General features: G+C 73.5%; 11 protein-coding genes. 9 read left to right on the forward strand and 2 right to left on the reverse strand.

The window, feature by feature from the left end:
* Window positions 1-70: 70 nt before the first annotated feature.
* The 8 genes from ABT118_RS30940 to ABT118_RS30975 all read left to right on the forward strand — a co-directional run bounded on the left by ABT118_RS30940 (window position 71) and on the right by ABT118_RS30975 (window position 9231).
* On the forward strand, window positions 71-1633 hold the full coding sequence (locus ABT118_RS30940) for a PucR family transcriptional regulator (RefSeq protein ID WP_350676736.1): 1563 nt from the start codon (window positions 71-73) through the stop codon (window positions 1631-1633).
* 127 nt (window positions 1634-1760) lie between these two features.
* Window positions 1761-3203 (forward strand): aldehyde dehydrogenase family protein, encoded by a 1443-nt coding sequence (locus tag ABT118_RS30945; RefSeq protein WP_350676743.1) that lies wholly within the window; start codon window positions 1761-1763, stop codon window positions 3201-3203.
* Window positions 3204-3317: 114 nt separating this feature from the next.
* Complete coding sequence (locus tag ABT118_RS30950; RefSeq protein ID WP_350676748.1) at window positions 3318-3725, forward strand: hypothetical protein; 408 nt, start codon at window positions 3318-3320, stop codon at window positions 3723-3725.
* A 46-nt stretch (window positions 3726-3771) separates the two neighbouring features.
* A complete protein-coding gene (gene dxr, locus ABT118_RS30955) occupies window positions 3772-4992 on the forward strand; it encodes a 1-deoxy-D-xylulose-5-phosphate reductoisomerase (RefSeq protein ID WP_350676753.1) in 1221 nt (406 codons plus the stop codon).
* A 60-nt stretch (window positions 4993-5052) separates the two neighbouring features.
* Entirely contained in the window at window positions 5053-6357 is a 1305-nt protein-coding gene (locus tag ABT118_RS30960; protein ID WP_350676756.1) for a M50 family metallopeptidase, read from the forward strand.
* Window positions 6358-6480: 123 nt separating this feature from the next.
* Complete coding sequence (gene ispG / locus ABT118_RS30965; RefSeq protein ID WP_350676763.1) at window positions 6481-7641, forward strand: flavodoxin-dependent (E)-4-hydroxy-3-methylbut-2-enyl-diphosphate synthase; 1161 nt, start codon at window positions 6481-6483, stop codon at window positions 7639-7641.
* 117 nt (window positions 7642-7758) lie between these two features.
* Entirely contained in the window at window positions 7759-8634 is an 876-nt protein-coding gene (locus ABT118_RS30970; protein WP_350676766.1) for a GNAT family N-acetyltransferase, read from the forward strand.
* A gap of 36 nt (window positions 8635-8670) precedes the next feature.
* Window positions 8671-9231, forward strand: a complete 561-nt coding sequence (locus ABT118_RS30975; RefSeq protein WP_350676770.1) for a GNAT family N-acetyltransferase — start codon at window positions 8671-8673, stop codon at window positions 9229-9231.
* On the opposite strand, the gene ABT118_RS30980 is transcribed toward ABT118_RS30975, so the two are convergent.
* Together ABT118_RS30980 and ABT118_RS30985 are read right to left on the reverse strand one after the other, a co-directional pair.
* Window positions 9204-10121: an aminoglycoside phosphotransferase family protein gene (locus ABT118_RS30980; protein ID WP_350676775.1), complete on the reverse strand. Its 918-nt coding sequence runs from the start codon at window positions 10119-10121 to the stop codon at window positions 9204-9206. The two genes, ABT118_RS30975 and ABT118_RS30980, sit on opposite strands and share 28 nt — an antisense overlap.
* 82 nt (window positions 10122-10203) lie before the next feature.
* Window positions 10204-11271 carry a ferritin-like domain-containing protein gene (locus tag ABT118_RS30985; protein ID WP_350676780.1) on the reverse strand — a complete coding sequence of 356 codons (1068 nt, stop codon included), beginning with the start codon at window positions 11269-11271 and terminating at the stop codon, window positions 10204-10206.
* Between the two features lie 220 nt (window positions 11272-11491).
* Between ABT118_RS30985 and rimP the strand changes: the two genes are divergently transcribed.
* Window positions 11492-12046: a ribosome maturation factor RimP gene (rimP, locus tag ABT118_RS30990; RefSeq protein ID WP_350676785.1), complete on the forward strand. Its 555-nt coding sequence runs from the start codon at window positions 11492-11494 to the stop codon at window positions 12044-12046.
* Window positions 12047-12062: the final 16 nt, after the last annotated feature.

Here is a 12062-nt window from a genome sequence, read left to right on the forward strand (position 1 = left end):
ACATAATGGGGACAGAAGCCCAACTCGCCCGGCCGCAACGGCGCGGCCTGGTCGAACACCCGAAGGTGCCATGCCCCCCACACTTGCCTCCGTAGTCCGCAGCAGCTCGCTCCACCTGACCGTGCTGGCCGGAGCGGACCAGCTGGAACGGCCCGTCCGCTGGGTGCACACCAGCGAGCTGGACGACCCGACGCCCTTCCTGGAGGGCGGGGAGCTGCTGCTCACCACCGGGATCAAGCTGGGCAAGGCCGCCGCCAAGCTGCAGGCGTACGTGCACCGGCTGGCCGACGCGGGCGTGGTCGGGCTCGGCCTCGGCGTCGGGCTCTCGCACACCGAGGTGCCGCAGGCCCTGGTGGACGCCGCCGCCCAGCGCGGGCTGCCGCTGATCCGGGTGCCCGAGGCGACCCCCTTCATCGCGATCAGCAAGACCGTCTCGGCCGCGCTGGCCGCCGAGCAGTACGAGGCGGTGACCACCAGCTTCGAGGCCCAGGAGGAGCTGACCCGGGCCGCGCTCGGCAAGGACGGCACCACCGCGGTGGTCCGCAAGCTGGCCGCCCGGCTCGGCGGCTGGGCCGCGCTCTACGACGGCTCCGGCGCGCTCTCCGCGGTCGCCCCCGACTGGGCCGCCCGCCGCGCGGGCCGCCTGGCCGCCGAGGTGGACCGGCTGCGCCGCCGCCCGGCGCCGTCCTCCGCCGCTCTCCAGGGCCGGGCCCCCGGCATCGACACCGCCGACGAGGACTACGTGGTGGTCCAGTCGCTCGGCGCGGACCGCCGCCCGCGCGGCTTCCTGGCGGTCGGCACCGAGGACCGGATCACCCCGACCGAGCGGTACGTGCTGAACGCCGCGGTCGCGCTGCTCACCCTCACCCTGGAGCGCTCGCGCGAGCTGCGGCAGGCCGAGGAGCGGATGGGCGCGGCGCTGCTGGGCATGGTGCTCGCGGGCGAGATCGTGACGGCCCGTCAGGTCGCGGCCGGGCTGTTCGGCGGGCTGCCGGAGGGCACCGTCCGGGTCCTGGTCGGCGGGGCCGGGCCGACCGCCGACCCGGAGGCGCTGGGCGAGCTCGGCGACCGGGCCGAGCAGGCCGGTGCCCGGGTCGGCGAGAAGCTGCTGATCTCGCGCGAGGACGGGCCGAACGGTCCCCGGCTGGTGGTGCTGGCCCCCGACAACGGCGCCGCGCACCGGGCCTGCCTGGGCGCGGTCGAGGAGCACGAGGGCCTGGCCCTCGGCATCTCGGCGGCCGCCTCGGTGGAGGAGGCCGGGACGGCGTTCGCCCAGGCGGAGCGGGCGCTGGCGGTCGCCCTGCGGGGCGGTCGGCGGTCGGTGGACCACGAGGAGGTCGGCGCGGGGTCGCTGCTGCCGCTGCTCGGCGAGGAGGCGGTCACCGCCTTCGCCGAGGGCCTGCTCCGGCCGCTGCGCGACCACGACCGGACGGCGCGCGGTGACCTGGTCGCCTCGCTGCGGGCCTGGCTCTCCCGGCACGGGCAGTGGGACGCGGCCGCCGCCGATCTCGGGGTGCACCGGCACACGCTGCGGTACCGGATGCGGCGGGTGGAGGAACTGCTCGGGCGGTCGCTGGACGACACCGACGTCCGGATGGAGCTGTGGCTCGCGCTGCGCTCGGGCGAGAACTGACGGTCCGACCGGACACGCTGGAGCAACGCGCGGGGGTACCACTCCGTCGTGTCCAATCCGTCTGCGCGGGCAACGCCCCTACCGTGGGGTCGTAGGACACCCCACGACAGAGAGGGCCGGTACGACCGTGACCACCACCCATGAGTTCTGGCTGGCCGGCCGCCGGGCGACCGGCGACGCGGAGTTCGAGGTCCGCCACTCGTACGACGGCAGCCTGGTCGGCCGGGTCAGCGTGCCGACCGACGCCCAGGTGGAGGAGGCGCTGGACGCCGCCGTCGCCGTGGCCCCGGCCCTCGCCGCGACCCCCGCCCACGTCCGGGCCACCGCGCTCGACCACGTCGCCCGTCGGCTGACGGAGCGGACGGAGGAGATCGCCCGCCTGATCACCGCCGAGAACGGCAAGCCGATCAAGTGGGCCCGCGGCGAGGTCGGCCGGGCCGCCTCGGTGTTCCGCTGGGCCGCCGAGGAGGCGCGCCGCACCAACGGCGAGACCATGCGCCTGGACACCGACCCGGGCGGCGTCGGCCGCTTCGCGGTGGTCCGCCGCTTCCCGCGCGGCGTGGTGCTGGGCATCGCCCCGTTCAACTTCCCGCTCAACCTGGTCGCGCACAAGGTCGCCCCGGCGATCGCGGTCGGCGCCCCGATCATCCTCAAGCCGGCCCCGGCCACCCCGCTCTCCGCGCTGGTGCTCGGCGAGATCCTGGCCGAGACCGAGCTGCCGGCCGGCTCCTGGAGCGTGCTCCCGGTGCCGAACGAGAAGATGCCCGCGCTGGTGCAGGACCCGCGCCTGCCGGTGATCTCGTTCACCGGTTCGGACAAGGTCGGCTACCAGATCATGGACTCGGTGCCGCGCAAGCACGTCACCCTGGAGCTCGGCGGCAACGCCGCCGCGGTGGTGCTGGCCGACTGGTCCTCCGAGGCCGACCTCGACTGGGCCGCGACCCGGATCGCGATGTTCGCCAACTACCAGGGCGGCCAGTCCTGCATCTCGGTGCAGCGGGTGATCGCCGACGCGACGGTCTACGACGCGCTGGTGGAGAAGGTGGTCGCCAAGGTGAAAGCCCAGGTGACCGGCGACCCGAGCGCGGACGCCACCGACGTCGGCCCGCTGGTGGACGAGAACGCCGCCAAGCGGGTCGAGTCCTGGGTCGACGACGCCGTCGCCAAGGGCGCCAAGGTCCTGGTCGGCGGCACCCGCGAGGGTGCGACCTACGCGCCGACCGTGCTCGCCGAGCTCCCCGGGGACGCCATCCTGGCCACCGCCGAGGTGTTCGGCCCGGTGCTGTCGCTGCACAAGGTGGACTCCACCGACGCGGCGTTCGCCGCGGTCAACGACTCCCTCTTCGGCCTCCAGGCCGGTGTCTTCACCCACGACCTGCAGGCCGCGTTCAAGGCGCACCAGGTGCTGGAGGTCGGCGGCGTGGTGATCGGCGACGCCCCGTCGTACCGGGCCGACCAGATGCCGTACGGCGGCGTGAAGGACTCCGGCGTCGGCCGGGAGGGCGTCAAGTACGCGATGGGCGACTTCACCTACGAGAAGGTCCTGGTCCTCACCGGCCTCGACCTCTAGTCACGCTCTGATGCCCCGTCACCGCCCTGCGGTGGCGGGGCATCGGCGTGTCTTGACACCTGCCGGGCACCGGCGTAGTCCGGAAGACAGGGGTTCACGGAAGGGAGCGCGGTCATGCTCGGTGACCTTCTCAGCGAATTGCAGGGCGAGATCACGGTGCAGCGGGTCGTTCCGGGCGAGCACGGCCTGGGGCCCTCGATGGAGAGTTCGTTCCGGGCGACCGGGCAGATGCTCGGCGTGGACGTCCGCGACACCGGCACCTACCGGGCCCGGATGCGGGCCGACGGCACCCTCCAGGGCCGCGGCCAGGGGATCACGATGAGCGCCACCGGCGACTCGCTGACGTGGGAGGGCTTCGGCCTGGGCCGCTTCAACGACGACGGCTCGATCAGTTGGCGGGGCTCGCTGGTCTTCACCTCGGACTCGCCGAAGTTCGCGGAACTGCGGGGCCTGGTCGGCGTCTTCGAATGGGAGACCGAGCAGAGCGGGAAGGCGGCCGGGAAGATCTGGGCCTGGATGTAGGGGCACCCGCGCCCGGAGCGCATTCGCTCAGGACACAATGGGGCGCATGAACTCGCTCGCCCACCCGCAGTCGCGCTTCACCCCCGTGGTGAAGGACCCCTCCGGCCCCCGGGAGCTGGTGATCCTCGGCTCCACCGGGTCGATCGGTACCCAGGCCATCGACGTGGTGCTGCGCAACCCCGACCGGTTCCGGGTGGTGGCCTTGTCCGCCGCCGGCGGCCGGGTCGCCCTGCTCGCCGAGCAGGCGCTCCGGCTGGGCGTCCACACCGTCGCGGTGGCCGACCCCGCGGCCGTACCGGCGCTGCGCGAGGCGCTCGCGGCCGGGGCGGCGGGCCGGCCGCTGCCGGAGGTCCTGTCGGGCCCGGACGCCGCCACCGAGCTGGCCGCGCTGGAGTGCCACTCGGTGCTCAACGGCATCACCGGCTCGATCGGCCTGCACCCCACCCTGGCCGCGCTGCGCGCCGGGCGGGTGCTGGTGCTGGCCAACAAGGAGTCGCTGATCGTCGGCGGCCCGCTGGTCAAGGCGGTCGCGCGGCCCGGCCAGATCGTGCCGGTCGACTCCGAGCACGCCGCGCTGTTCCAGGCGCTCGCGGGCGGCACCCCGGCGGAGGTGCGCAAGCTGGTGGTCACCGCCAGCGGCGGCCCGTTCCGCAACCGCACCCGGGCGCAGCTGGCCGGGGTCACCCCGGACGAGGCGCTGGCCCACCCGACCTGGGCGATGGGCCCGGTCGTCACCATCAACTCCGCCACCCTGGTGAACAAGGGCCTGGAGGTGATCGAGGCCCACCTGCTGTACGACGTGCCGTTCGAGCGGATCGAGGTGGTGGTCCATCCGCAGTCCGTCGTGCACTCGATGGTGGAGTTCACCGACGGCTCGACGCTGGCCCAGGCCAGCCCGCCGGACATGCGGATGCCGATCGCGCTCGGCCTCGGCTGGCCGGACCGGGTGCCGGACGCCGCCCCCGGCTGCGACTGGACCAAGGCCGCGACCTGGGAGTTCTTCCCGCTCGACAACGAGGCCTTCCCCGCCGTCGACCTGGCCCGCGAGGTGGGTACGCTCGGCGGGACCGCCCCGGCCGTCTTCAACGCGGCCAACGAGGAGTGCGTCGAGGCGTTCCTGACCGGCCGGCTGCCTTTCACGGGGATCGTGGACACTGTGGCGAAGGTGGTGTCCGAACACTCGACGGGAACTTCCCTGACGGTGGAGGACGTCCTCCACGCGGAGACCTGGGCCCGCGCCCGGGCCCGCGAGCTGGCCGCCGGCTAGCAGGACCGGCAGCAGCGGCACGGCGTACGGGCGTAGGAGCGGCATGACGGAGGATCAGCAGTGGCAACGGTGATGTGGGTAGTCGGCATCCTGCTTTTCGTACTGGGCCTGTTGTTCTCGATCGCCTGGCACGAGCTCGGCCACCTCTCCACGGCCAAGCTGTTCGGCATCCGGGTCCCGCAGTACATGGTCGGCTTCGGCCGGACGGTCTGGTCCCGGAAGAAGGGCGAGACCGAGTACGGCCTGAAGGCCATCCCGCTGGGCGGGTACATCCGGATGATCGGGATGTTCCCGCCGGGGGCGGACGGGCGGGTCACCCAGCGCTCCAGCTCGCCCGTGCGCTCGATGATCGAGGACGCCCGGGAGGCGTCGTACGAGGAGATCAGGCCCGGCGACGAGGACCGGATGTTCTACACCCGGAAGCCGTGGAAGCGCGTCATCGTGATGTTCGCCGGCCCGTTCATGAACCTGATCCTGTCCTTCGTGCTCTACCTGGTGCTGTTCATGTTCATCGGCATCCAGGTCGCGGTGCCCACCGTGAGCGCCGTCAGCAAGTGCGTGGTGGCGGTCGGCCAGCCGACCGACAAGTGCCCGGTCGACGCCGCGCCCACCCCGGCCGCGGCCGCGGGGCTGCGGGCCGGCGACCGCTTCGTCTCCTTCGACGGCGACCCGATCAAGGACTACCCGCAGCTGCAGGCCGACATCCGCAAGGCGCCGGGGAAGACGGTGCCGATCGTGGTGGAGCGGGGCGGGCAGCAGCTCACCCTGACCGCGACGCTGACCAGCAACACCCTCGCCAAGGTCGACAAGGACGGGTACCCGGTCAAGGGCGAGACCATCACCGCGGGCTTCCTCGGCTTCGAACCGGCCCGGGGCGTGGAGCACCTCGGCTTCGGCGGGAGCATCGACCAGATGGCCGGCATGGCCGAGCACAGCCTCACCGCGCTGGTCGCGCTGCCCGGCAAGATCCCCGGCCTCTGGCACGCCATCGTCGCCGACGACCCGCGTCCGGCGGACTCCCCGATGGGCATGATCGGCGCGGCCCGGCTCGGCGGCGAGGTCTTCGCGATGGACCTGCCGCTGACCCAGCAGCTGACCTTCCTGGTCCAGGTGCTGGCCATGATCAACCTGTCGCTGTTCCTCTTCAACATGCTCCCGCTGCTCCCGCTGGACGGCGGCCACATCGCCGGGGCGCTCTGGGAGTCGCTGCGCCGCCAGGCCGCCAGGCTGTTCCGCCGCCCCGATCCGGGCCCGTTCGACGTGGCCAGGCTGATGCCGGCGGCGTACGTGGTGGCGGCGGTCTTCATCTGCTTCACCGTGCTGGTGGGGGTGGCCGACCTTGTCAACCCCATCCGCCTGAACTGACCCCGATTCGGTCAGGTACGTGTGCCCGGCCCCACCCCGGTGCCGTACCGTTGGACGCCGGGCGCCCGTCGACCGGCGCGCCCGGTCGGATCTCACCACCTCGATTTGGGGAACCCTGCGCACATGACCGCGATCTCGCTCGGAATTCCTGCCCTGCCGCTCAAGCCGCTGGCCACCCGCCGCGTCTCCCGGCAGATCATGGTCGGCAACGTCCCGGTCGGCGGCGACGCACCGGTGTCCGTCCAGTCGATGACCACCACCGTCACCGCCGACATCAACGCCACCCTGCAGCAGATCGCCGAGCTCACCGCCTCGGGCTGCCAGATCGTCCGCGTCGCGGTGCCGACCCAGGACGACGCCGACGCGCTGCCGATCATCGCCAAGAAGGCGAACATCCCGGTGATCGCGGACATCCACTTCCAGCCCAAGTACGTCTTCGCGGCGATCGACGCCGGCTGCGCGGCGGTCCGGGTGAACCCGGGCAACATCAAGCAGTTCGACGACAAGGTGGGCGAGATCGCCAAGGCGGCCAAGGCCGCGGGCGTGCCGATCCGGATCGGCGTCAACGCCGGTTCGCTGGACAAGCGCCTGCTGGAGAAGTACGGCCGGGCCACCCCGGAGGCGCTGGTCGAGTCCGCGCTCTGGGAGTGCTCGCTGTTCGAGGAGCACGACTTCCGCGACATCAAGATCTCGGTCAAGCACAACGACCCGGTCGTAATGATCAACGCCTACCGCCAGCTCGCGGCCGCCTGCGACTACCCGCTGCACCTCGGCGTCACCGAGGCCGGTCCGTCCTTCCAGGGCACCATCAAGTCGGCGGTCGCCTTCGGCGCGCTGCTGTCCGAGGGCATCGGGGACACCATCCGGGTCTCGCTCTCCGCGCCGCCCGCCGAGGAGGTCAAGGTCGGCAACCAGATCCTGGAGTCGCTGAACCTCCGTCAGCGCGGCCTGGAGATCGTCTCCTGCCCGTCCTGCGGCCGCGCCCAGGTGGACGTCTACAAGCTCGCCGAGGAGGTCACCGCCGGCCTGGAGGGCATGGAGGTGCCGCTCCGGGTCGCGGTCATGGGCTGCGTCGTGAACGGCCCGGGCGAGGCCCGCGAGGCCGACCTCGGTGTCGCCTCGGGCAACGGCAAGGGCCAGATCTTCGTCAAGGGCGAGGTCATCAAGACCGTCCCCGAGTCGAAGATCGTCGAGACCCTGATCGAGGAGGCCCTCAAGCTGGCCGAGCAGATGCAGGCCGACGGCGTCGCGTCCGGCGCACCGGTGGTCACCGCCGCCGAATAGCTCAGCAGTCGCTGCGGGCCGTCCGTGGGCGGACGGCCCGCAGTCCTGCTCCGGTGGGGCGGAGTAGGGTGCGACAAGCGTTCCTAGTGTGAGGTGCCTGTGCTCGATCGAGGTGTGATGCTCCCCGGCCCCTTCCAGGTGGCCCGGGCCCTGGCGACCACGCGGGTACTCGACCCCCAGGACCTCGACGAGACCCTGGAGATCCTGCACCGGGACCCGGTCGCCAATGCCTTCGTCGCCACCCGGGTCGAGGCGGTCGGGCTCGACCCCTGGCGGCTCGGCGGCGAGATGTGGGGCTGGTTCGACGAGGACGGCCGGCTCGCCTCGCTCTGCTACGCCGGGGCCAACCTGGTGCTGGTGAACGCCGGCCCCGAGGCCGTCCGCGCCTTCGCCGAGCGGGCCCGCAGGCAGGGCCGCCGCTGCTCCTCGATCGTCGGTCCGGCCGAAGCGACCGCCGCGCTCTGGGCCTCGCTCGAACGCAGCTGGGGCCCGGCCCGCGAGGTCCGCGCCCACCAGCCGCTGATGGCCACCTCCGCGCCCGCCGTCGGGATCGTGCCGGACCCGCTGGTGCGCCGGGTGCTGCGGAACGAGGTCGAGGCCCTGATGCCCGCCTGCGTCGCGATGTTCACCGAGGAGGTCGGCATCTCCCCGCTGGCCGGTGACGGCGGGCTGCTCTACCAGGCCCGGGTCGCCGAGCTGGTCGCGGGCGGCCGGTCCTTCGCGCACTTCGGCCCGGACGGCTCGGTCGTCTTCAAGGCCGAGATCGGCGCCGTCACCGCGGGCGCCTGCCAGATCCAGGGCGTCTGGGTCGCCCCGGAGTACCGCGGCCAGGGCCGCTCCGAGACCGGTATGGCGGCCGTGCTCCAGTTCGCGCTGCGCGAGGTCGCCCCGGTCGTCTCGCTCTACGTGAACGACTACAACATCCGGGCCCGGGCCGCGTACAGCCGGGTCGGTTTCCGCGAGGTCGGGGCCTTCATGAGCGTGCTGTTCTGACCGACTGCCGCCCACCGGAGTAGTAACGTCCGGGGCATGGAGCAGCTCACCGAGGTGACGATCGAGGCCGTGGACCTGGCGGCATGGGCGGCCGATGCCCTGGAGGTGCAGGCGGTCGCGTTCGGGCTGAGCGACGAGGAGGTGGCCGTCCGGCTGCAGATCGTCGGCCGGCACGCGGAGCAGCCCGGTGTGCTGGCCTTCGGGGCGTTCAGCGGCAAGCAGTTGGTGGGCTTCGGGTACGGGATGCCGAACCGGCGCGAGCACTGGTGGAGCACGGTGATCGAGCCGCACCTGGAGGCGCACGGGTACGGGGACTGGCTGGACGAGGTGTTCGCCGTGACCGAGCTGCACGTGCTGCCCGACTTCCAGGGCCGGGGCGTGGGCAGCGCGCTGATCCGGACGCTGTGCGAGCGGTCCGGGCTGCCGCGCAGCATCCTGTCCGCGATCGACGCCGACACGCCCGCCCGGCGGCTGTACCGGGCCCTGGGCTACCGCGACCTGGCCCGGATGGTGCGGTTCCCGAACACGTTCCGTCCGTACGCGGTGATGGGGGCCCGGCTCCCGTTGCTTCAGAGCCAGTCGGCGAATTCCAGGTAGAGCTCGGCGGTGCCGGTGGAGCCCTCGGCGAGGTGGCGCAGGCCGGCCTCGACGGTGCGGAACAGGGTCCAGCCGCGCAGCCGGTCGTGGTCCACCTCGACCGCGTCGGCGAGTTGGTGCAGCCGGCGGCGGGCGGCGCCGCGCGGGCCGGGGGAGCCGACCAGGGTGTCCAGCCGCTCCTGGGCCAACCAGGCCAGGTCGTAGGCGCGTTCGCCGACCAGCGGCTGCGGGGAGACGGCCAGCCAGGGTGAGCGGTCGGCGGCCAGGACGTTGCCGTGGTGGAAGTCGCCGTGCAGCAGCAGCCGTTCGGGCTCGGAGGCCGCCAGGGCGGCCGAGAGCTCCAGCGCCTCGTCCGCCAACGGGCGGGCGTCGGTGGAGAGTTCGCGGTTGCGGCGCAGGCCGGCGGAGAGCTCGGCGACCCGGTCGGGGACGGTGTCGAACAGGTGGTCGGCGGCGGGCGGCAGCCAGAGCCGCTGGAGCAGGCTGGTGGCCTCCAGCATCGCCTTGCCCTCGGCCAGCGAGCGCAGCGGGATGTCCCCGTACAGGCGCTCCAGCAGCAGTGCCCCGGCCGCCGGTTCGGCGGCCAGCAGCAGGACGGCGCCGCGGCCGGCCCAGTGCGCCAGGGCGGCGTGCTCCTGGGCGGTGGCCGGGGTGGGCAGCACGGTCTTGAGCGCCGCCTTGGTGCCGTCGGCCCGGAGCACGGTGCAGACCAGGCCGTGCCGGCCGCCGGGCTGCACCACCCGCTCCGGGGTCAGGTCCCAGTGGGCGAGCCGGTCGGCGACGGTTCCTGGCAGGGCGGCCAGCCAGGCCAGCTCGGCCTGGTCCGCCCGGGCCCGGACAGCGGCTGCGAGGCGTTCGGGGACGGTGATCTGCTGACCTGTTGCCGACATGCTGGCCTCTCGGTTGGTACCGCCCCGTCGTCCGGTCGGGGTGCTGCCCGCCCATTGTCGGCCATCGAGGGGAAACCGCTGGTCAGGCGCTCGCGGACGGGCTCGGCGTGGCGCCCCCGGCGGCGGGCAGGCCGGGCAGGGCGGTCTGGTCGGCCCCCCAGTGCCTGGCTGCCAGCGCGGCCTCCCGCAGCGCGGCCGCCGCCCGCTGCCGCAGCTCGCCGGAGGTGGCGGCCACCAGCGCGGCGTACACCCCGGTGAGCTGGACCTCGATGTGCGCGGCGAGCTGCTTGGCACCGGCGGCGTCGGCCACCGGGAAGGGCAGCTGGTAGCCGGGGGCGGCGGCGGTGGGGGTGGCGCCGCCGGAGTTCAGCAGCCGCTGCCAGGCGTCCCGCGCGGCCTGGTGGGCCAGGTACGAGGTCTGCGCGTCGGTGCGCTGCGGCCCGACCGGCTGGCGGGCCCCGACCACGCCGTAGCCGTAGACGGCGGCGTGCTCGGCGGCGAGCGCGGTCTGCAGGGCGGTGGCCTCGGCGGCCGGCAGCGGCGTCTTGGCGGGAGCGGACCCGGAGGCTGTGGACCCGGAGGCTGCGGGGGTGGAGGCTGCAGACCCGGAGGCCGCAGGCGTGGAGGCCGTGGGCGTGGGCACGGCGGCTGCGGGGGCGGTGACCGGGGCGGTGTCGCCGAGCGCCGCCGCGTGCAGGGCGCCGGCTGCGGAGACGACGGCCAGCAGCTTCGCCAGCTCGGGCGAGGCGGCACTCAGGTCCGCCAACCGGGCACCTGCGGTGGTCCGTTCGGCCGCTGCGAGCTGGGCCGCCGTGGTGACCGGGGCTCCCGCAGCAGTGGCGGACGCCGAGGCGGTGGCCGAGGCGGCGGGCAGTCCGGTGGCCAGCGCGGCCCGGTGCTCGGTGACCTCCGCCCGCAGCGCCCGGAGCCGGTCGGCCTGGGCCGCCCCCGGCCCGGCCAGGACGGCGTCGTACCCGGCCAGCAACTGGTCCGTGGCGGCGACCGCGCGGGTGCGCAGCGGCAGGTCGGCGTCCGCCTTCTTCCGCTCCTGGTCCGGGCTGCCGCCGTCGTCGGTGCAGCCGCAGAGCACCAGCTGGGCGCCGCCCAGCGCGCCCAGAGCCAGCAGGCTCCGCCGAGTGAGGACCAGCATGGAGGTGCTCCCGGAGAGGTCATGGGGGAGCCCGCGCAGCCCCCGCTGCCGTGCATCATTACAGAATCGCCATCCGGCCCGTTGTGACCTTGCTCGCAGGCGGTGCGTACGGGGGCTCCGTGCGCCGAGCGGAATCGGTGGTTTGGGGTCCGACCCGATAGGCTTGCGGCTTCAGACAGCACCTACCGACAACAGCAGACGCGGCCGAGGAGTCACCCGGATGAGCACCACCCCCACCGACCGGTTGCGTGCGTTGCTCGAGCCGCTGGCCGCCGAGGCCGGTCTCGACCTCGAAGAGGTCAAGGTGACCCAGGCGGGCAACCGCCGTCAGGTGCAGATCGACGTGGACGCCGACGGCGGCGTGGACATGGACGCGATCGCCGAGTTCAGCCGGGTGGTCAGCGAGAGCCTGGACGCCGCCGAGGACGTCATGGGCACCGCCCCGTACGTGCTGGAGGTCGGCTCCCCCGGGGCCGAGCGTCCGCTGAACGAGCCCCGCCACTGGCGCCGGGCCGAGGGCCGCCTGGCCCGGATCCACCTGGTGGACGGTGGCGAGATCACCGCCCGGGTGCTGGAGAGCGACGAGAACGGCGCCCTGGTCGAGGTGCAGCCGGTGAAGGGCCGCGGCAAGCCCAAGGAGCGCCGCCTGGAGTTCACCGAGGTCGCCCGCGCCCGGGTCCAGGTCGAGTTCAACCGCAAGGAAGACGAGGGGCTGCTCGACGAGTCGGAGGTCGAGGACCTCGACGACGACAGCACCGACGAAGACGACGAGTGAGCACCGCACCACACAT

The organism is Kitasatospora sp. NPDC002040 (genome assembly GCF_040296785.1).
In the GTDB taxonomy this organism is placed as follows: Bacteria; Actinomycetota; Actinomycetes; order Streptomycetales; family Streptomycetaceae; genus Kitasatospora.